Raw genomic sequence first — 20,628 nt, 5'->3', positions numbered from 1 at the left:
GTGGTCCTAGAGCGGTCGGGTGGTGGGGACGGTACGCACGGCGGCCGTCAGCGGGTTCCGGCGGCGGCGAACCCGGCGACCGAGTCCGCCTCCGCCTTCGTGACGAACGCCGGCCCGGTGAGGACGGGCGCGACCCCGCCGCCGCTGACGTTGCCGTTGGTCCGGTACAGCCACAGCGCGTCCACGGCGAGGTAACCCTGGAGGTAGGGCTGCTGGTCGACGGCGAACCGCACGTTGCCGCCGCGCACGGCCTCCACCAGTTCCTTGTTCAGGTCGAAGGTGGCGACGTCCGCGTCGCTGTCCGCCTCCGCCGCCGCGTCGACCGCGGTGAGCGCGACGTCGGCCCCGTTGGTGACGACCTGGTCGATGGTGGAGTCCTGGCGCAGCCGGGCGGCGAGGATCCCGGAGACGGCCCGCTCGTCGGTGCCGTCCACGTACAGGTTCTCGGTGGTGCCGCGGAACGTCTTCTTCACGCCGGCGCAGCGGGCCTCCAGGCCGACGTTGCCCCGCTCGTGCACGACGCACAGCGCGTGCCGGGCCTTCAGCTCGTTCAGCTTCTCGCCGACGGCCCGGCCGGCCAGGCTTTCGTCCTGGCCGAAGAACGTCAGCAGCCCGGCCTTCTGCCACGCGTCGAGGCCCGAGTTGAGGCCGACCACGGGGATGCCGGCGGCCCGCGCCTCGTTGACCGGGCCCTTCATGGCCTGCGGCTTGGCCAGGGTGAGCGCGATGCCGTCGACGCCGTCCCGGACCGCCTCGCGCACCAGGTCGGCCTGTCCGGCCCCGTCCGGGTCGCTGAGGTAGGTCAGTTCGACGCCGTCCCGGGCGGCGGCCGCCTCGGCGCCCTTGCGCACCCGGTCCCAGAACACGTCGCCCTCGCTGCCGTGCGTGACGAGGGCGACCCGCATCCCCCCGGAGCCGCGCGCCGCGTTCGTGTCCCCGTCCCCCTCGTCCCCGCCGGAGGCGGAACAGCCCGCCACGAGCAGACCGATCGCGGCTGCCAGGACCGCCGTGCGGCGTCTCGGGATACGGCGGGACGGGGAACGAGTGTTCATGAGGAGCGCGGACCTCGCTGTGCGGCAGAGCAAGTGCGGAGGAGAGACACCGACGGATCCGGGCCACGACGGCGTACGGCCGTCCGGGTGACTCTCGCTGGCCGGAGCCAACCGCGTGGAACCACCGGTCGTCAAGTGAACAGCCACGTGAAGTGAGGCGCCGCTGCCGCATTGTGATGAACCGTGAGGACGAAAGGGACGGACGCGCACGCTCCGTGCGGCACGCGGGGGCGCGCGTGCGGACGCCTGACGCGCTGTTCCGCCACACGGCGCACGCCCCTTGTGTCCCGTCTGTTCAACCGGGCCCGCCCGCAGGGGTGATGAACGCCCGCACACAGTGAGTTATCGTGTACGGGGCGTTACGACAAACGGCATGGACCGTTGCTTTCCGGCCACAGGAGTGCAGTCGATGGCAAGGCAGGTACGCGCCGAGAAGACCCGCGCGACGATCATCACGGCCGCCGCCGACCTGTTCGACCGGCAGGGCTACGAGGCGACCAGTCTCAGCGACATCGTCGCGCACGCCCGCGTCACCAAAGGGGCCCTCTACTTCCACTTCGCCGCCAAGGAGGACCTCGCCCACGCCATCCTGGAACTGCAGTCCGCGACCTGCCGCCGGCTGGCCCGCGACACCGGAGCGCGCGGCCGCACCTCCCTGGAGGCGCTGATGCGCCTCACCTTCTGCATGGCCCGGGCGTCCGCCGAGGACCCGGTGCTGCGGGCCGGCCTGCGCCTGGCCACCGGCACCACCCGGCCGCGCCCGCCGCTCAGCCACCCCTTCACCGAGTGGCTCGACATCGTCACGGCCCGGCTGGCGGGCGCCGTCGAGGAGTCCGACGTCCACCCGGACGCCGACATCGACGTCGTCGCCCACTCCCTGGTCTGCTTCTTCGTCGGCACCCGGGTCGTCGGCCGTGTCCGCGAACCCGTCACCCGGCAGCCCCGCCGCACGGCCGAGATGTGGCAGCTCCTCATCCGCGGCCTGGTCCCCGTGACCCGCCGCGCCCGCTACCTCTCCCTGGCCGCACGGCTGGAACGGGAGACCGCGCCGCTGTGACGCACGGCGCGCGGCGGCGTGGCGGGTTACGGTGAGCCCCATGCCCGACACCCACGCCGCCCCCGTGATCGTCGCCGACGAGCCCGGCACCTTCCCGTACGGCGTGCTGGCCGAGCGGCACCCCGCGATCGTCCGCCAGGTCGCCGAGGACACCCCCTACGGCCCGCGGCAGCGCCGCGCGCTCGACGCCCTGCGCACCGAGTGCACCGAGGGCGTGATCATCCCGCTGCCCGGCGAGGCCCACGACCACGACCGCTGGGCCGCCTGGGGCATGGACGCCCACGCCGGCCGCTCCTGGCACGACGTGCCCTGGCTGTGGGCGGAGAGCTGGTTCTACCGCCGGCTCCTGGACGCGGTCGACTACTTCACGCCCGGCCCCTGGCAGGGCATCGACCCCTTCCGTCCCGCCAAGCTCGCCGAACTCGACGCGCCCGCCACGGACGAGGAGCTCGCCGCGCTCGACGGCCTCGAGGACCGCCCCGAGGACGAACGGGCCCGCGCACTGCTGCACGGCTCCCTCTGGGGCAACCGCGCCGACCTGGGCTTCCGCATGTCCGCCGAGGGCGCCGAGGAGACCGCCGCCGTCCCCGCCCTCGTGGCCGACGACAGCGAGCGCCTGTGGTCCCTGCTTGACGGCTCCCCGCCCGGCACCCTCTGCCTGGTCGCCGACAACGCCGGCCGCGAACTCGTCCCGGACCTCCTGCTGACCGCCCACCTGCTGGCCCACGGCGGTATCACCCGCGCCGTCCTGCACGTCAAACCGCACCCGTACTACGTCTCCGACGCCACCACCGCCGACGTCCTCGACGCCGTGCGGCGGCTCACCGCCGCCGAGGGCGCCGCCGGGGCGTACGGACGCACCCTGCGCGCCGCCCTCACCGACGGGCGGCTCGACCTGCGCGCGCACCCCTTCTCCTGCGCGCCCCTGCCGTACAGCGACATGCCGGACGACCTGCGCGCCGACTTCGCCGGGGCGACCCTCACCGTCCTCAAGGGGGACCTCAACTACCGCCGCCTCGTGGGCGACCGGTACTGGCCCCCGACCACCCCCTTCGCCGACGTCACCGCCTGCTTCCCGGGCCCGGTCGCCGCCCTGCGCACCCTGAAGTCCGACGTGATCACCGGACTGACCCCGCGGACCGAGGCGGCGCTGGACGCGGAGGAAGGCGGGCGCTGGCGCACGAGCGGCACGCACGCCCTGGTCCAGGTACGGACCTGACCCCTCAACTCCCGTTTCCGGGGAGGGTTCACGCGAAGGTGTGATCACGCGGCGGCCGGCGGATGCGGCCGGAGCGGCGCGGGTAGCCCCCGCCCATGACGCAGCCCTTCGAACTCCCGCACTTCTACATGCCGCACCCCGCGCGCCTCAATCCGCACGTGGACCAGGCCCGGGCCCACTCCACGGCCTGGGCGCGCGAGATGGGCATGCTGGAGGGCAGCGGGGTCTGGGAGCAGGCCGACCTCGACGCGCACGACTACGGCCTGCTCTGCGCCTACACGCACCCCGACTGCGACGGCCCCGCGCTGTCCCTCATCACCGACTGGTACGTGTGGGTGTTCTTCTTCGACGACCACTTCCTGGAGAAGTACAAGCGCACCCAGGACCGCGTCGGCGGCAAGGCCCACCTGGACCGGCTGCCGCTGTTCATGCCGCTGGAGCCGGGGACGCCCGTGCCCGAGCCGGAGAACCCGGTCGAGGCGGGCCTGGCGGACCTGTGGGCGCGGACCGTGCCGGCGATGTCCGCGGACTGGCGCCGCCGGTTCGCCGTCGCCACCGAGCACCTCCTCAACGAGTCCCTGTGGGAGCTGTCCAACATCAACGAGGGGCGCATCGCCAACCCCGTCGAGTACATCGAGATGCGCCGCAAGGTGGGCGGCGCCCCCTGGTCGGCCGGGCTCGTCGAGTACGCCACCGCCGAGGTGCCGGCCGCCGTCGCCGGGACCCGCCCGCTGCGGGTGCTCATGGAGACGTTCTCCGACGCCGTGCACCTGCGCAACGACCTGTTCTCCTACCAGCGGGAGGTCGAGGACGAGGGCGAGCTCAGCAACGGCGTCCTCGTCCTGGAGACCTTCTTCGGCTGCACCACGCAGGAGGCCGCCGACCTGGTCAACGACGTCCTCACCTCACGGCTGCACCAGTTCGAGCACACCGCCTTCACCGAGGTGCCCGCCGTGGCCCTGGAGAAGGGGCTCACCCCCGCCGGGACCGCCGCCGTCGCCGCGTACGCCAAGGGGCTGCAGGACTGGCAGGCGGGCGGCCACGAATGGCACCTGCGTTCCAGCCGCTACATGAACGAGAATGCCCGGCCCGGCGCCTCCTGGCAGACCCTGACCGGTCCCGGCACGTCCGCCGCCGACGTCGGCGCGCTGCTCGCGAGGGCCGGCGCCGAGCGGCTGCGCCCGTACCGGCACGTGCCGTACCGGAAGGTCGGGCCGTCGATCATCCCTGACATCCGGATGCCGTTCCCGCTGAGCCTCAGCCCGGCCCTGGAAGGGTCCCGGCGGCACCTGCTGGAGTGGTCGCACCGCATGGGCATGCTCAGCGAGGGCGTCTGGGACGAGGACAAGCTCGCCAGCTGCGACCTGCCGCTGTGCGCGGCGGGCCTGGACCCGGACGCCACCCAGGAGCAGCTCGATCTCGCCTCCGGCTGGCTGGCCTTCGGCACCTACGGGGACGACTACTACCCGCTGGTCCACGGCCACCGCCGCGACCTGGCCGCCGCCCGGCTGACCACGGCCCGCCTGTCGGCCTGCATGCCGCTGGACGGCGAGGAGGTCCCGCCCCCGGCCAACGCCATGGAGCGGTCCCTGACCGACCTGTGGGCCCGCACCACGGCCGGCATGACGCCCGAGCAGCGCCGCCCCCTGCGGACGGCCGTGGACACGATGACCGAGTCGTGGGTGTGGGAGCTGTCCAACCAGATCCAGAACCGCGTCCCGGACCCGGTGGACTACCTGGAGATGCGCCGCGCCACCTTCGGCTCCGACCTCACCCTCGGGCTGTGCCGCGCCGGGCACGGCCCCGCGGTCCCGCCCGAGGTCTACCGCAGCGGCCCCGTCCGCTCCCTGGAGAACGCGGCCATCGACTACGCCTGCCTGCTCAACGACGTGTTCTCGTACCAGAAGGAGATCGAGTTCGAGGGGGAGATGCACAACGCGGTCCTCGTCGTGCAGAACTTCTTCACCATCGACTACCCGACCGCGCTGTCCGTCGTCGCGGACCTGATGAACCAGCGCATGCGCCAGTTCGAGCATGTCGTGGAGCACGAACTGCCCGTCGTGTACGACGACTTCCAGCTGTCGGAGGAGGCGCGGGCGGTCATGCGGGGCTATGTGACCGACCTGCAGAACTGGATGGCGGGCATCCTCAACTGGCACCGCAGCGTCGACCGGTACAAGGACGAGTACCTGTCCGGGCGCGTGCACGGTTTCCTGCCGCACCGGCCCCCGGCGCCACCCGTTCTCGTCTGACGGCCGGCCGTCATGGAACCCGCAGCTCTCCGCCCCCGGCCGATGCCCGGCGCCCCTGCCGGCACGCGGCCGGGCCCCGGTCCGGTCCGTCCCGCCGCCACCGAGGTGCCGCCCTCCGGGCGGTCGCGGGCGCGCCGGGCGGCGACCGCGCTGCTCGCCGCCGCGGCGGGGCTGGTACTGCTGCTGTCCGGCGTCGGCCTGGGCGTGCTCGGCGCCGCGCTCACGGGGCCGGGGTGGCCGGCGGGCGCGGTCACCGCGTCCGCGCCCGCCGCCGCCCGGCTCGGGGTGGAGGTGGCCGATGCCGGCGGACCCGGGGCCCTGGTGGTCGGCGTGCACGTGCCCGGCCCCGGCTTCGCGGCCGGCCTCCGGGAGGGCGACCTGCTGCTCGCCTTCGGCACCACCCGCGTCGACTCGGCCGCGGACCTGGCGCGCGCCGTGGCCGGCACCCGGCCGGGCACGGAGGTCCGCCTGACCGTCCGGCACCGCACGGGCGGGTACGGGCAGCTGACGGCGGTCCCCGGGATCCTCACGTAGCGGCTCCGTGGCACGTCCCGGCACGCTGTGGACGCGTGGCGGGGTGCGTGGATGCGGACGCGCGGCTCGGGGCGCGTGCCGCGGGACGCAGGGCGGGGCGTGGATGCCTCGCGCCGGAGTGCCGGAGTACTGGAGTGCTGGAGTTCCGGAGCGGCGGAGCCGGGGATCCCGTCCCCGTGGGGGACATCTCCGGGGGGCAACCCCGGCAACCGGCTCGCGCCGCACCCGTTCGGCGGGCAGGATGCTGCCCGTAGCCCCGACGTCCGCCCTGGGAGGCACCCCGGATGACCGGCACCGCGCCCGTGCCCTTCACCGCCGACGACTACAAGGCCCGCATGGACCGGGCGGCGCGGCAGGCCGCCGACGCCGGACTCGCCGGGCTGCTCGTCGCACCGGGACCGGACCTGGTGTGGCTCACCGGCTACACACCGCCCGCCGTCACCGAGCGCCTCACCCTGCTGGTCCTGGCCGCCGGCCGGGAACCCGTGCTCGTCGTCCCCGCCCTGGAGGCCCCGGACGCCGAGCGGGCCACCGGCGCGCCCGCCCTCACTCTGCGCGACTGGACCGACGGCAAGGACCCCTACGCCCTCACCGCCGCCCTGCTGGACGCCCGGGGGCGGCTCGGCGTCAGCGACAACGCCTGGGCGCTGCACCTGCTGGCACTGCAACAGGCGCTCCCCGGCACCTCGTACGTCTCCCTCACCGAGGCGCTGCCGATGCTGCGCGCCGTGAAGGACGCCGCGGAACTGGAGCGGCTCGCCGCGGCCGGTGCCGCCGCCGACGCCGCGTTCGAGGAGATCAGGCACGTGCGCTTCTCCGGCCGCCGGGAGTCCGAGGTGGCCGCCGACCTCGCCGCCCTGCTGCGCCGGTTCGGCCACTCCCAGGTCGACTTCACCATCGTCGCCTCCGGACCGAACGGCGCGAACCCGCACCACGAGGCGGGTGACCGCCGGATCGAGTGCGGCGACATGGTCGTCCTGGACTTCGGCGGTCTGAAGGACGGCTACGGCTCCGACACCTCCCGCACGGTGCACGTCGGCGAACCGTCCGAGGAGGAGCGCCGGGTGCACGACCTGGTGCGCGAGGCGCAGGAGGCGGGTTTCCGCGCGGTGCGGCCGGGGGCCGCCTGCCAGGACGTCGACCGGGCGGCCCGGGAGGTCATCGCCGACGCCGGGTACGGCGAGTACTTCATCCACCGCACCGGGCACGGCATCGGCGTCACCACGCACGAGCCGCCGTACATGATCGAGGGCGAGGAGCAGCCGCTCGTCCCCGGCATGTGCTTCTCCGTCGAGCCGGGCGTGTACCTGCCGGGGCGGTTCGGGGTGCGGATCGAGGACATCGTGACCGTCACGGAGGACGGCGGGCGGCGGCTGAACGACACCGAGCGGGAACTGGTCATAGTGGACTGAGCGGCCCCGCCGCTGCCTCCCGCCCGTCCCTCCCCGTCTTTCCCGCCCGTCCCTCCCTGCCTTTCCCGCCCGTCCCTCCCTGCCTTTCCCGCCCGTCCCTCCCTGCCTCTCCCGAACGGCAATGGCGCGACCATGACCCAGGCACCGACACCCACCGTTGACACCGTCCGCCGACTGGCCCGGTCCCTGCTCGAGGACAGCGGGCAGGGTGCCGGCGCGTCCTCCGCCGACCCCGACGTGCGGTCGGCCCTCGACGTACGGCCCGCCGCCGAGGGCGCCGGCCCCACCGCCTGGTGGGTCGGCACCCGGTATGTGCTGCACCTCGCCCCGGACCGCGCGACCGGCACGCGGTGGCGGCGCGAGCTGCGGCTGCGGGAGCTGGTGCGCCCGCACGTCCCGGTCGCGCTGCCCGTCGGGGTCGCGCAGGGCGAGTGGGCGCCCGGGCTGCTGTGCACGCTGGACACCCGGCTGCCCGGCGGCACGGCGGAGGAGAACACCGTGTCCGCCGTCGGCGAGACCGACCTGGCGGGCCTGTTCACCGGGTTGCACCAGGTGCCGGTACGGCAGGCCGAGGCGCTGGGCGTGCCCCGCGTGCCCCCGCGTTCGCTGGAGACCCTGCGGCGGGCCGCCGGGGAGGCCGTCGCGCTGCTCGACAAGGAGGACGAGTTCGAGGCGGCGAGGCTGCGTCAGTTCACCCGGACGGCGACGGCGCAGCTCGCCGCGCAGGCCGGCTCGGTGGTGCTCGTCCATCACGCCCTCACCGGCGAGAACCTGGTCGTCGGGGCGGACGGCCGGGTGCGGGGGGTGCTCGGCTGGGACGCGGCGGTGGTCGGCGACCCGGCCGAGGACATCGCGGGCCTGGCCCGGGCCGTCGGCGCCCCCGCCGCGGTCCGCGCGGCCACGCTGGCGGGCTACGGCGCCCGCCCCTGTCTGCGCGGCCTGTGGCTGGCCCGCTGCGACTGCGTCGTCCAGCTTGCCGAGGCCCTGGTCCACAACGCCACCGCGTCGCTCCCCCTGTACCGCGCCCGCCTCCGCCGGGCCTGGGAGCCGATCATGCTGGAACGCGTCACCGACCTGCGCGACAGCGACGCGGCCCCGTAGGGCACGGCCGCCCCGCAGGGGCGAGGCGCCACAGGCGTCCCGGAGGCGGGGCCGGTGACCCCGCCCCGCGCCCGGGACGCGGACGCCTCACTCCTGCAGCAGCACCACCGCCGACTCCCCGGGCAGGCGGAGCAGGCCGTCCGGCCCCGGGGCCTCGACCGGGTCCCATGCCGCCAGGACGCGGGCGTCACGCGAGCCCAGGGGGATGTCGGCCGGGGCGGTGCCGAGGTTCACGGCCACGCGGACGTCACCGCGGCGGAAGGCGAGCCAGCGGCGGTCCTCGTCGTACGCCACCTTGGTGTCGGCGAGGTCCGGGTCGGTGAGGTCGGGCTGGTCGCGGCGCAGCGCGAGGAGCTGCCGGTACCAGGCCAGCACCCGCGCGTGCGGCTCCCGCTCCGGCTCGGACCAGTCCAGGCAGGAGCGGTCACGGGTGGCCGGGTCCTGCGGATCCGGGACGTCCTGCTCCGCCCAGCCGTGCGCCGCGAACTCCCGGCGCCGGCCCTCGCTGACCGCCCTCGCCAGCCCCGGGTCGGTGTGGTCGGTGAAGAACTGCCACGGCGTGCCCGCCGCCCACTCCTCGCCCATGAACAGCATCGGGGTGAACGGCGCGGTCAGCGTCAGCGCCGCCGCGCAGGCCAGCAGCCCGGGGGAGACCAGCGCGGCCAGCCGGTCGCCCTGGGCGCGGTTGCCGACCTGGTCGTGCGTCTGGCTGTAGCCGAGCAGGCGGTGCGCGGCCACCCGGGTGCGGTCGAGCGGGCGCCCGTGGCGCCGGCCCCGGAAGCTGGAGTACGTGCCGTCGTGGAAGAAGCCCCCGGTGAGCGTCTTGGCCAGGGCCGCCAGCGGGGCCCGCGCGAAGTCGGCGTAGTAGCCCTGCGACTCGCCCGTCACCGCGGTGTGCAGGGCGTGGTGGAAGTCGTCGTTCCACTGCGCGTGGATGCCGAGGCCGCCGTTCTCGCGCGGGGTGATCACCCGCGGGTCGTTGAGGTCGGACTCGGCGATCAGGAACAGCGGCCGGCCGGTGTCGGCGGCCAGGTCGTCCACGGCCTGCGACAGCTCCTCCAGGAAGTGGCGCGCGCGGGTGTCCACCAGCGCGTGCACCGCGTCCAGACGCAGCCCGTCGATCCGGTAGTCGCGCAGCCACGCCAGCGCGCTCTCCACGAGATACGCGCGCACCTCGTCCGAGCCGGGCGCGTCCAGGTTGACCGCCGCGCCCCACGGCGTGTGGTGCGTGTCGGTGAAGTACGGGCCGAACCGCGGCAGGTGGTTCCCCGACGGGCCGAGGTGGTTGTGCACCACGTCCAGGACGACGCCGAGCCCCAGCGCGTGCGCCCGGTCGACGAACCGTTTCAGCCCCTCGGGCCCGCCGTACGGCTCGTGCACGGCCCACAGCGAGACGCCCTCGTACCCCCAGCCGTGCCGGCCCGGGAACGGACACACCGGCATCAACTCCACGTGGGTGACGCCGAGATCGACGAGGTGGCCGAGGCGTCCGGCGGCGGCGTCGAAGGTGCCCTCACGGGTGTACGTGCCGACGTGCATCTCGTAGAGCACCGCGCCGGGCAGCGGATGCCCGCGCCACTCGGCGCGCCACTCGAAACGGTTGTGGTCGACGACGGCGCTGAGCCCGTCGGGCCCGTCCGGCTGACGGCGCGACCGCGGATCCGGCAGCACCGGGCCCTCGTCCAGCGCGAAGCCGTACCGGGAGCCGTCGTGCGCCTCGGCCTCCCCCCGCCACCACCCCTCCCGCTCGGGATCGTGTTCCAACGCGCGCGTGACGCCGTCGCACCGGAGCGTCACCCGGCCGGCCTGTGGTGCCCACACCTCGAACTGCACGGACGGTTCCCCTTCGTCTGCTCACCGTGATGAAGCGCCTCCATCGTGCGGCATCGGAGATCAATTCGCCGGGGGATCCGCCGTTTTGCGGCGGGTGTCGCCCGAGGCGTGCGTGCCGGGCGGCCGGGGACCGCGTGGGGTGGGGGACGCTCCGGCGCACGGCGGCAGGCGGGGGTGGGTCTTCCGCTTACCGGGTTTCTGGACAGCCCACCTCCCGCTGACCGACAATCACCAGCGTGACGTCGTCCTTCGAGTTCTCCACGTACCCCGCGCGGCTCTCCGACGCGGAGCGCGACAAGGCGCTGAGCGTGCTGCGGGACGGCGTCGCCAAGGGCCGCCTGTCCCACGACACGTTCATCCGGCGCATGGAACTGGCGCTCGTGGCGCGGCGCGCCGACGAACTCGCCGCGCTCACCGCCGACCTCCCGCGCGAGAGCCGCTTCTCGCGCGTGGTGTTCGGCTCGGTGGAGGCGGTCTCCGGGTTCACCGTCCGGCTGCGCCGGGCCTGGCGGGCCGAGAAGCTGCCCAAGCTGCTGCTGCCGCACCCCGTGCACGGCCACCCGCTGCGGATAGGGCGTGACCCGGCCAACGGGCTGCGGCTCGCCCACGAGACGGTCTCCCGCGTGCACGCCGAACTCACCCACCAGGGCGGCCTGTGGGTGCTGCGCGACCTCGGCTCCACCAACGGCACGACGGTGAACGGCCGTCGGGTCGTCGGCGCGGCCGTCGTCCGCGAGGGCGACCAGGTGGGCTTCGGCCGGATCACCTACCGGCTCGCCGCCAACTGACGACTCCGCAGGGATGGTCGACGCGTGACGGTGGTGACGCGGCCCCGGCTGCCGTGACTGACCACAGGGGCGCCTCGCGCTCCCCGTGCTTCCCGCACGGCCCGTGCTCCCCGTGCTTCCCGCACGGCCTGTACGTCCGGTGGAACCGGCTGAGGACGGAGTACCAGGCCCGGGTGGTCCTCACCGTGGGCGCCCTCGCGGGACGGCGGACACCCGGAGCCTCCCGTTCGGGTGAGCCGGGCTGGGGTCCGGGGCCCACCGTGCCGATGCACCGGGAATGACACACATCTCGATGAAGACGGCAGGGGCGGGGCTGTCCGCCGCCGCGCTCCTCCTCCTCGCCGGCGCGACACCCACGGCCCACGCGGACACCGCGCCGGAGTCCGGGAACTGGCTGATGCTCGGCGTCAGCCACGGGGGCGCCCCGGCCGGGGCGGAGGGCGGCACGCTGCTGCGGTGCGACCCGCCCGGCGGCAGCCACCCGCACGCGGAACAGGCCTGTGCGGACCTGACGGCGGCGGACGGCCGCATCACCGCCCTCCCCGCGGAGGACGCCCTCTGCCCGATGATCCACGCCCCGGTCACGGCCCACGCGCAGGGCATGTGGCGCGGCCGCCCGGTCAGCTGGTCGGAGACCTTCCCGAACACGTGCACGCTGCGTGCCCGCACCGGGGCAGTGTTCGCGCTGGACGGGACCTGAGCCGCCTCCCTGCCGTCCGGCGGGCGCGCCGCGACGCCACGGCGCGCCCGCCGCAGCCGGCGCGCCGGCCTGCGGGCCCTCCTGCCCCTGGGGGGCGTGACGACCGCCCGCCCCCCACCCCGGCCGGGACGGGCCCGCAGCGCCCCGGAGGCGTCCCCTGAGCCCCCCCTCACATCAACCCCGCCCGCGCCTGCCGCGCCGCCGCCACCACCGTGCGGGACTGGTGTTCCACCTGGTGCCGCACCGGGACCCACCGGGCCCGGAAGCGGGTCGCGAAGGCGTCGCTCCAGTGGGCGACCAGGTGGTCCAGGCGGGCCGCCGCCTCGGCGTCGGTGTCGCGCAGAGCGCGTCGCAGCATCGCCGCCGCCCGCAGCGGCACCCGCCGCGCGAAGGCGTCCACGCTGCCGACGTAGGCGCGGGTGCCGTCCGCCGGCGGGGTGCGGACCAGATCGGCGGCCAGTCCCGGCACCAGCTCCAGCACCCAGGTGGCCGCCCGCAGCAGCGGGCCGTCGGCCTCGGCGGGCGGTGGCCAGGACCGTGCGTCCTCCAGCACGTGCCGCACCTCGCCGGCGTCCCGCAGCAGCCGCTGCGCGAGCGCGTGCATCGCGGTGTCCGGCGCCGGATGCGGGGCCGGGTCGTCGACCAGGTCGCTCGCCCACATCGGCACCTCGACCACCGCGGTCAGACCGCCGTACCGGTGCGCGTGGTACCAGGTGCTGTGCCGGGCGTCGTCGGTCAGGCTCGGGTAGGCGGGCGCGGTCTCCGGCGCGGGCATCACGTGCACCCCGGGCCCCGACGCGGGCCAGCCCGCCGCGTCCGAGGAGCCCGTCTCCACCGGGATGTGCAGCTCGGCCGCCGACTTGGCGAAAGGTTCCGCCAGTCCGGGCACGTCCCGGGTCAACTGCACCCAGCTGCCGCCCAGATCGGTGCCGTGCAGGGACACCTGGAGGAAGGGCCGCAGCTCGTCGATCACCCCGGTCAGCGCCCGCGTCTCCGGGGGCAGCCGGTCGGCGGGCAGCACCGAGGGCGCCCACTCCGGCTGCTCGGGGCCGGCCGGGCGGAAGAATCCGAGGTGGTAGTCGTACAGGCTGCGCGGCGCCGGTGTGACGTGCAGGCTCGCCCCGTCGGGATCCGCGCACAGCAGGAAGTGCCAGGAGACGCCGTCCCGCAGCTCCCGCTCGAGCAGGGCGCGCCGGGCCAGCGCCAGCAGCGTCCCGTTGCCCGTGGGCTCGTTGGCGTGGGCGCCCGCCACGACCAGCACGGCGTGCCGGGCGCGCCCGACGGACAGCAGGTGCAGCGGCCGTCCCCCACGGGACACCCCCACCTGTCGCAGCACGCACAGCCCCGGCCACTGGACGGCCAGCCCCCGGGCGGAGAGGACCAGCTCGGCCACCGTCGGATAGCGCGACTCCCGCAGCGGACCCACCCCCCGTCACCGCCGGCATCCGCACTGCGCAGTACCCCACGGCCGGAAGGTGGTGTCAAGGCAGTGCGGGGAGCCGCCAGGGGGCGCTCGGAGGCACACCACGGCCCTCTTCCCCGCACGTCGGCCGCCCCGAGTCCGCCGCACGTCGCGGGCGTCCGCACCGACCGTGCGTCGACCGGGCGCCGACCCCGCACAGCGTCCCCGCAGGCGGAACCGTCCTCAGTCCGGCAACCGCTCCAGCAGAACCACCGGCAGCGACGCGAACAGCTCCGCCACGGGCGCTTCACCGCCGAATTCCCGCCCCGGCTCCCGCACATCCGCCCACCGCCCCGGCGGCAGCGGCAGCCGGGTGTCGCGCCAGCCGCCCGTCTCCGCGAGGCGCAGGGAGAGGCGGGTCACCGCGGTGATCACCTCGCCCGAGCGGGAGAACGCCAGGCAGTGGTCCGCCGCCGGACCCTCGGCGGTCAGAGGCTCGTACGACGCCGTCGTGCCGAAGACCTCCGGCCGCCGCGCCCGCAGGGCCAGCGCCGCCCGGGTCACCGCCTCCTTGTCGCCGCCGTCCTCGCCGAACCGCGGGGGCCGCCGGTTGTCCGGGTCCACCAGCGCCCGGTACTCGTGCTCGGTGCCCTGGTAGAGGTCGGGCACGCCCGGCATCGTCAGGTGCACCAGCGCCGCGCCCAGCACGTTCGCCCGGATGTGCGGCTCCAGCGCCTCACGCAGCTCCGCCGCCCTCCGGCCCGGCACCCCGCACGGCCCCGCCGTCACGAACCGCGCCACCGCCTCCTCGTACGGCGGCTGCTGCTCGGTCCAGCTGGTGAACAGACCCGCCTCGCGCACATGCTTCAGCAGCGCCGCCTGCACCCGCTCCTCGTCGGCGGGACCCAGCCCGAACACCGTCTGCCAGGCCGCCCAGGCGAGCTGCGGGTCGGCCACGTCCTCCCCGGCGCGGGTCACGTCCGTGAGGACGTCGGCCCAGCGCTCCGGGCACTCGGTGAGCACGTGCAGCGCCGCCCGCACGTCGGCGCTGCGCTTGGCGTCGTGCGTGGACAGCACCGTCCCCGTGGCCGGCCAGTCGCGCTGCACGCGCGCGCAGTACGCGTGGAACCGCTCCGGCGGCACCGCGGGGTCGCCCGGTTCGCCACCCACCTCCGTCGCCGACAGCAGCGGCACGTAGCGGTAGAACGCCGTGTCCTCCACGGACTTGGCCCGCAGCGCCGACGCCGTCTGCGCGAACCGGGTGCGGAACTCCACGTGCGCGGGACCGTCCCCGTACCGCCCGAGCAGCAGATCGCGTACGACGTCCACCGCGCCCGCCTCCTCCGGGACGGCGAACGCGCGCCGGGCCTGAGCCGCGGCCTCCTCGGTCACCACCGACGCCGCGTCCTCGGGGGAGTAGGGCCGGTACACCTCCAGCCGCACCAGCAGCTCCGTCAGGGCGGTGCGCAGCGCCCAGGGCGCGCGGTCGCGCAGCGCGGTCTCCGGGGCGGTCGCGCACAGCCGGCTCGCCACCCGGGTGAGCCGGTCGGTCTCGGCGGCCAGCTCGTGCGTGAGCACCTGGTACGCGGCCCGCCGCACCGTGGCCTCCCAGTCGCCGCCCAGGTCGGTCCGCGGGGCGGCGAAGGCCCGGTAGCGGTCCAGCAGCGCCCCGGACCCGTCCGGGTCGGTGAACAGCCCGTCGACGTGACGCAGGGCGTCGTAGCCGGTGGTGCCGGCGACCGGCCAGGAGGCGGGCAGGGCCTCGCCGTCGGCGAGGATCTTCTCCACCACCGTCCAGCGGCCGCCCGTCGCCTCGTGCAGCCGCCGCAGATAGCCGCCGGGTTCGGCGAGCCCGTCCGGGTGGTCGACGCGCAGCCCGTCGACCACGCCCTCGTGGAGCAGCTCGAGGATCTTCGCGTGCGTCGCCTCGAACACCTCGGGGTCCTCCACCCGCACCCCGATCAGCTCGGAGATGCTGAAGAACCTCCGGTAGTTCAGCTCCGTGCGGGCCAGCCGCCACCACACCGGCCGGTACCACTGCGCGTCCAGCAGTTGCGGCAACGGCAGGGAGGCGGTGCCCTCGCGCAGGGGGAAGACGTGGTCGTAGTAGCGCAGCACGTCCCCGTCGACCTTCAGCCGGTCCGCCTCCTCGCCGAGCGGTCCGCCGAGCACCGGCAGCAGTACCTGCCCGTCCTGCGCCTCCCAGTCGATGTCGAACCAGCGGGCGCGGCGCGAGGACGGCCCGTCGCGCAGCACCTCCCACAGCGCCGGGTTGTGGCGCGGGGACATCGCCATGTGGTTCGGGACGATGTCCACCACCAGCCCCAGGCCGTGCCGCCGCGCGGTGCGGGACAGCTCCCGCAGCCCCTCCTCACCGCCCAGCTCCTCCCGTACGCGCGCGTGGTCCACCACGTCGTAGCCGTGCTGGGAGCCGGGCACCGCCTCCAGGACGGGCGACAGATGCAGATGGGACACGCCGAGCGAGGCCAGGCACGGCACGGCCTCGGCCGCCGCCGCGAACGGGAAGCCGGGCTGGAGCTGCAGCCGGTAGGTCGCCGTGGGCACCGCCGGGTCAGGACGCTCAGGGGTCATGGCTAGCTACGTACCCGCCTCGCCGCCTTTCGTGCGCCCGCTCGCCCCACCGGGTCACCCGTCGCCCGGACGGGTGAACCCGGGAGGCGCGGTCACGCCGGCCGTTGCAGCACCGTCAGGCTCCGGTCGGCGAGCGTCAGCCGTGTGCCCGCGGAGACCTTCGGACCCGTGCCCGGCGGCACGCCGTCCGCGCGGGCGGTGTCCACCACCACCTGCCACTGCGCGCCGTGGTCCACCGGCACCACGAAGTCCAGCGGCCTGGGGGAGGCGTTGAACATCAGCAGGAACGAGTCGTCGGTGATCCGCTCCCCGCGCTGCCCCGGTTCGGAGATGGCGTTGCCGTTGAGGAACACAGTCAGCGCCGACGCCCGGGCCGACTCCCAGTCCCGCTGGGTCATCTCGCCGCCCTCGGGGGTGAACCAGGCGATGTCGGAGAGGTCGTCGTGGGTGCCCTCCACGGGCCGGCCGTGGAAGAAGCGGCGCCGCCGGAAGACCGGGTGGTCCTTGCGCAGCCACACCATCGCGCGGGTGAACTCCAGCAGCTGCCGGCGGAGGTCCCCCTCGTCCCCCTCGTCCCCCTCGGCGTCCTCGTCCGGCCAGTCGACCCAGGCCAGCTCACTGTCCTGGCAGTAGGCGTTGTTGTTGCCGCGCTGGGTGCGGGCCAGCTCGTCGCCGTGGCTGATCATGGGCACGCCCTGGGAGAGCATCAGCGTGGCGATGAAGTTCCGCATCTGCCGGGCCCGCAGCCGCAGCACGTCCGGGTCGTCGGTGTCGCCCTCGGCCCCGCAGTTCCAGGACCGGTTGTGGCTCTCGCCGTCCCGGTTGTCCTCGCCGTTGGCCTCGTTGTGCTTCTCGTTGTACGACACCAGGTCGTGCAGGGTGAAGCCGTCGTGGCAGGTGACGAAGTTGATCGAGGCGAGCGGGCGCCGTCCGTCGTCCTGGTAGAGGTCGGAGGAACCGGTGAGCCGGGACGCGAACTCCGCGAGCGTGCGCGGCTCGCCCCGCCACAGGTCCCGCACGGTGTCGCGGTACTTGCCGTTCCACTCGGTCCACAGCGGTGGGAAGTTGCCCACCTGGTAGCCGCCCTCGCCGACGTCCCAGGGCTCGGCGATCAGCTTCACCTGGGACACCACCGGGTCCTGCTGCACCAGGTCGAAGAACGACGACAGCCGGTCCACCTCGTGGAACTGCCGGGCCAGGGTGGCCGCGAGGTCGAAGCGGAAGCCGTCGACGTGCATCTCGGTGACCCAGTACCGCAGCGAGTCCATGATCATCTGGAGCACGTGCGGGGACCGCATCAGCAGCGAGTTCCCGGTGCCCGTGGTGTCCATGTAGTACTGCGGGTCGTCGGCCAGCCGGTAGTACGAGGGGTTGTCGAGGCCCTTGAGGGACAGGGTGGGGCCCAGGTGGTTGCCCTCGGCGGTGTGGTTGTAGACCACGTCGAGGATCACCTCGATGCCGGCCTCGTGCAGCGCCTTCACCGCCGACTTGAACTCCAGCACCTGCTGGCCCCGGTCGCCCCAGGACGCGTAGGCGTTGTGCGGGGCGAAGAAGCCGATCGTGTTGTAGCCCCAGTAGTTGTTGAGGCCCATGTCGACCAGCCGGTGGTCGTTGACGAACTGGTGCACCGGCATCAGCTCCAGCGCGGTGACGCCCAGTTCGGTCAGGTGCTCGATGATCGCGGGGTGCGCCAGGCCCGCGTAGGTGCCGCGCAGCTCCTCGGGCAGCGCCGGGTGGCGCATGGTGAGGCCCTTGACGTGGGCCTCGTAGATCACCGTGTGGTGGTACTCCGTCCGGGGGCTCCGGTCGTCCCCCCAGTCGAAGTAGGGGTTGACCACGACCGACGTCATCGTGTGCGGCGCCGAGTCCAGGTCGTTGCGCCGTCCGGGGTCGTCGAAGTGGTAGCCGTACACCTCCTCGCCCCACTGGACGGAGCCGCTGATCGCACGCGCGTACGGATCGAGCAGCAGTTTCGCGGAGTTGCAGCGCAGCCCCCGTTCGGGTGCGTACGGCCCGTGCACACGGAAGCCGTACCGCTGCCCGGGCATGACCCCGGGCAGGTACGCGTGCCGCACGAACGCGTCGCTCTCCCGCAGTTCGACCGCGGTCTCGGAGCCGTCGTCGTGCAGCAGACACAGCTCTACTCGGTCCGCGGCCTCCGTGAAGACCGCGAAGTTCGTTCCGGCGCCGTCGTACGTGGCACCGAGCGGATACGCCTCGCCAGGCCAGACCTGCATGGACACGACTCTTTCAGGTGTACGGCGCCGGTGGGGGCGCCTTGGCTCCACGTGTCCCCGTGTCTCCCCGAAAGGGCGGGGTCCATGGGGTACCCATGCCCCCGACGGACGACCGCGCACCTCGTGAATCCACTATGAACATGATCACTCCCCGCCCCGAGGAGGGCGGAACGGTCGCGTGGTCGGGGGAAGTTGGGAAACGACCCTGTGCATCGGGCTGCATCGCGCACCGCATGCGGAGTACTCTCCTTGATCGTCGGACGGGGAGTGCTCGGGGGATCGGAAGGCGGTGCGCGGGTGGGCTCGGGAGGGCTGGAACTGCCCCCTGGTGACGAGGGTCACGAGAGGAGCGGCTCCACGGACGTCCCGCCCGGTGCGGTGTCCCTGGCACGGCCGATGGACGCGGGTTCGATCGGACCGGAGCTGGACTGGGGCGCGGACGCGTGGCGCGAGGTGCGCACGCGCGCGCAGCGGGCCGGCCGGGCCTACATCTGGCTGAACCTGGTCGAGCAGCGGCTGCGCGCGGTCGTCGCCGCCGTGCTGCGTCCGGTCTACGAGCCCGTGCACGGCGACAACTGGGTGGTCGCCGCCGCCGGGCCCGCCGGACAGGAGTGGGTGCAGCGCGCGGTCGCCGTGCGCGAGGTCAGCCGCCGCAAGGGCTATCTGCTCGATCCGGCCGACGACAACGTGCTGTCGTTCCTCACCCTGCCGCAGCTGCGCGAGCTGATGGTGCAGCACTGGCCGTGCTTCGAGCCGTACCTCGACGACCGCCGGGACGTCGAGCTGGCCCTGGACGAGCTGGAGGTCACCCGCAACGTGGTCTCCCGCAACCGGGCGCTGTCCGAGGCGGTGCTGAACCAGGCGGAGCGGGCCTCCGCGCGGCTGCTGGAGATGCTCGGCGCGGGCGGCGACGTGCCCTCGGCGCGCCGGCTGCCGGTGGACGCGGTCGAGGACCTGGTGGGTGACCGGTACGCGGATGTGGTCGCCGTCCACCCGGACCGGGTGCGGCTGCTGCGCCAGTTCCCGGCCGAGGACATATTCGGCGGGGCCCGCCGCCTCGACGCCCTCGGCATCGGCCTGAACCTGCTCGTGCAGAACTTCTCCGGCCGCCGGCTGGTGCGGCTGGCCGAGTCCGGCTGCCGGGTCCGGCTGCTGTTCCTCAACCCGGCCTCCAGCGCGGTCAAGCGGCGCGAGCGCGAACTGGGCATCAAGCGGGGCGAGCTGGGCCGGTCCGTGGAGATGAGCATCCTCCACATGCGCCGCGTGCGGTCCCGGCTGCGCGACCCGGGCGCCTTCGAGATCCAGGTCTACGACGAGACGCCGCGCTGCACGGCCTACCTGGTGGACGGCGACGGCTCCGACGGCGTCGCCGTGGTGCAGAACCACCTGCGGCGCACCCGCGGCATGGAGGCGCCGGTGCTGGTGCTGCGCAACGGGACGAAGGTGGTCAAGCCGGGCGAGACCGAGGAGGGCGGTCTCTTCCCCACCTACCGCGAGGAGTTCGAGCAGATGTGGGCGGATTCGCGGCCGGTGTCCTGAACGCCCGCACCTGTGCGGACCGGTGCCACCCGTCCCGGGGCCGTCTGATCCGCCCGGCAAACGGAATGCGATCCTCTGGTTGTCAGTGGCGCGTGCGAGGGTGGAAGCCACTGGGGGAACGCACCGCACAGAAGGGGGGCAGCCCATGGGCTGGCACCGGGAGCTGCTGATCGGCTTCGACCTGGAGACGACGGGGACGGACCCGCGCGAGGCGCGGATCGTCACGGGAGCCGTGATCGAGCTCCGGGAGGGGGAGCCGCTGGGGCGCCAGGAGTGGCTGGCCGACCCGGGCGTGCCGATCCCGGAGGACGCGGTCGCGGTCCACGGCATCAGCAGCGAGCGGGCGGCCGCCGAGGGGCGCCCCGCCGGCCAGGTGGCCGACGCCATCGCCGGCGTCCTCGCCGCCCACTGGCGGACCGGCGTCCCGGTCGTCGCCTACAACGCCTCCTTCGACCTCAGCCTCCTCTCCGCCGAGCTGCGGCGGTACGGACTGCCGTCCCTGCGCGACCGTCTGGGCGGCGCCGACCCGGCCCCGGTCATCGACCCGTACACCATCGACCGCGCCGTCGACCGCTACCGCCGCGGCAAGCGCACCCTCGAAGCGGTCTGCGCGGAGTACGGCGTCCCCCTCGACGCGGCGCACGACGCGACGGCCGACGCCCTCGCCGCCGCCCGGCTGGCCTGCGCGATAGCCGGCCGCCACCCGAAGGTCGCGGCCCTCGGCCCGACGGAGCTGCACCGCCGTCAGATCGAGTGGCACGCGGCCTGGGCGGCGGACTTCCAGAGCTTCCTGCGCCGCAAGGGCGACCCGGCCGCCCTGGTCGACGGCACCTGGCCGCTGCGCGAACCGGCGGGCGAGCCCGTCTGACCCGGCCCCCTGACCTCGCTTCCCAGGCCCTGCTCCCAGGGT

15 protein-coding genes are annotated in these 20,628 nt (G+C 74.4%); 10 read left to right on the top strand and 5 right to left on the bottom strand.

From position 1 onward, the window contains the following. Positions 1-47: 47 nt before the first annotated feature. The gene (locus ACIQ8B_RS14365) at positions 48-1,052 is read right to left on the bottom strand and encodes a substrate-binding domain-containing protein (RefSeq protein ID WP_106411876.1); all 1,005 of its coding nucleotides are present in this window, start codon (positions 1,050-1,052) and stop codon (positions 48-50) included. A 409-nt stretch (positions 1,053-1,461) separates the two neighbouring features. On the opposite strand from ACIQ8B_RS14365, the gene ACIQ8B_RS14360 reads away from it, so the two are divergent. The 6 genes from ACIQ8B_RS14360 (at position 1,462) to ACIQ8B_RS14335 (ending at position 8,627) form a co-directional block, all read left to right on the top strand. Then, a complete protein-coding gene (locus tag ACIQ8B_RS14360) occupies positions 1,462-2,109 on the top strand; it encodes a ScbR family autoregulator-binding transcription factor (protein ID WP_403546909.1) in 648 nt (215 codons plus the stop codon). A 40-nt stretch (positions 2,110-2,149) separates the two neighbouring features. After that, complete coding sequence (locus ACIQ8B_RS14355) at positions 2,150-3,328, top strand: damage-control phosphatase ARMT1 family protein (protein ID WP_403546907.1); 1,179 nt, start codon at positions 2,150-2,152, stop codon at positions 3,326-3,328. A 95-nt stretch (positions 3,329-3,423) separates the two neighbouring features. Continuing rightward, positions 3,424-5,580, top strand: a complete 2,157-nt coding sequence (gene cyc2, locus ACIQ8B_RS14350) for a germacradienol/geosmin synthase Cyc2 (protein ID WP_403546905.1) — start codon at positions 3,424-3,426, stop codon at positions 5,578-5,580. A gap of 12 nt (positions 5,581-5,592) precedes the next feature. After that, positions 5,593-6,114, top strand: coding sequence for a PDZ domain-containing protein (locus tag ACIQ8B_RS14345; protein WP_403546903.1), 522 nt, complete (start codon positions 5,593-5,595; stop codon positions 6,112-6,114). Between the two features lie 284 nt (positions 6,115-6,398). Continuing rightward, positions 6,399-7,526: an aminopeptidase P family protein gene (locus ACIQ8B_RS14340; protein ID WP_403546901.1), complete on the top strand. Its 1,128-nt coding sequence runs from the start codon at positions 6,399-6,401 to the stop codon at positions 7,524-7,526. Between the two features lie 132 nt (positions 7,527-7,658). Continuing rightward, on the top strand, positions 7,659-8,627 hold the full coding sequence (locus ACIQ8B_RS14335; RefSeq protein WP_403546899.1) for an aminoglycoside phosphotransferase family protein: 969 nt from the start codon (positions 7,659-7,661) through the stop codon (positions 8,625-8,627). 87 nt (positions 8,628-8,714) lie between these two features. Here ACIQ8B_RS14335 and treZ read toward each other — a convergent pair whose 3' ends face one another. Further along, positions 8,715-10,460 (bottom strand): malto-oligosyltrehalose trehalohydrolase, encoded by a 1,746-nt coding sequence (treZ, locus tag ACIQ8B_RS14330; RefSeq protein ID WP_403546897.1) that lies wholly within the window; start codon positions 10,458-10,460, stop codon positions 8,715-8,717. A gap of 236 nt (positions 10,461-10,696) precedes the next feature. On the opposite strand from treZ, the gene ACIQ8B_RS14325 reads away from it, so the two are divergent. Continuing rightward, complete coding sequence (locus ACIQ8B_RS14325; protein WP_403546895.1) at positions 10,697-11,248, top strand: FHA domain-containing protein; 552 nt, start codon at positions 10,697-10,699, stop codon at positions 11,246-11,248. A gap of 277 nt (positions 11,249-11,525) precedes the next feature. Then, on the top strand, positions 11,526-11,948 hold the full coding sequence (locus ACIQ8B_RS14320) for an SSI family serine proteinase inhibitor (RefSeq protein WP_403546893.1): 423 nt from the start codon (positions 11,526-11,528) through the stop codon (positions 11,946-11,948). 169 nt (positions 11,949-12,117) lie between these two features. On the opposite strand, the gene ACIQ8B_RS14315 is transcribed toward ACIQ8B_RS14320, so the two are convergent. The 3 genes from ACIQ8B_RS14315 to glgX all read right to left on the bottom strand — a co-directional run bounded on the left by ACIQ8B_RS14315 (position 12,118) and on the right by glgX (position 18,179). Then, on the bottom strand, positions 12,118-13,374 hold the full coding sequence (locus ACIQ8B_RS14315) for a M14 family zinc carboxypeptidase (protein WP_403546891.1): 1,257 nt from the start codon (positions 13,372-13,374) through the stop codon (positions 12,118-12,120). A gap of 219 nt (positions 13,375-13,593) precedes the next feature. Next, positions 13,594-15,942, bottom strand: a complete 2,349-nt coding sequence (gene treY, locus ACIQ8B_RS14310) for a malto-oligosyltrehalose synthase (RefSeq protein WP_403546889.1) — start codon at positions 15,940-15,942, stop codon at positions 13,594-13,596. Positions 15,943-16,034: 92 nt separating this feature from the next. Then, complete coding sequence (gene glgX / locus ACIQ8B_RS14305; RefSeq protein WP_403546887.1) at positions 16,035-18,179, bottom strand: glycogen debranching protein GlgX; 2,145 nt, start codon at positions 18,177-18,179, stop codon at positions 16,035-16,037. Between the two features lie 297 nt (positions 18,180-18,476). On the opposite strand from glgX, the gene ACIQ8B_RS14300 reads away from it, so the two are divergent. Continuing rightward, on the top strand, positions 18,477-19,718 hold the full coding sequence (locus tag ACIQ8B_RS14300) for an SAV2148 family HEPN domain-containing protein (protein ID WP_403546885.1): 1,242 nt from the start codon (positions 18,477-18,479) through the stop codon (positions 19,716-19,718). Between the two features lie 145 nt (positions 19,719-19,863). Beyond that, positions 19,864-20,586, top strand: a complete 723-nt coding sequence (locus tag ACIQ8B_RS14295; RefSeq protein ID WP_403546883.1) for a 3'-5' exonuclease — start codon at positions 19,864-19,866, stop codon at positions 20,584-20,586. Positions 20,587-20,628: the final 42 nt, after the last annotated feature.

Origin of the sequence: Streptomyces sp. NPDC096105 (assembly GCF_044763335.1) — a bacterium.
Classification (GTDB): Bacteria; Actinomycetota; Actinomycetes; order Streptomycetales; family Streptomycetaceae; genus Streptomyces.
The sequence above is the reverse complement of the archived record's forward strand: the minus strand, read 5'-3'. Positions and strand labels throughout refer to the sequence as shown.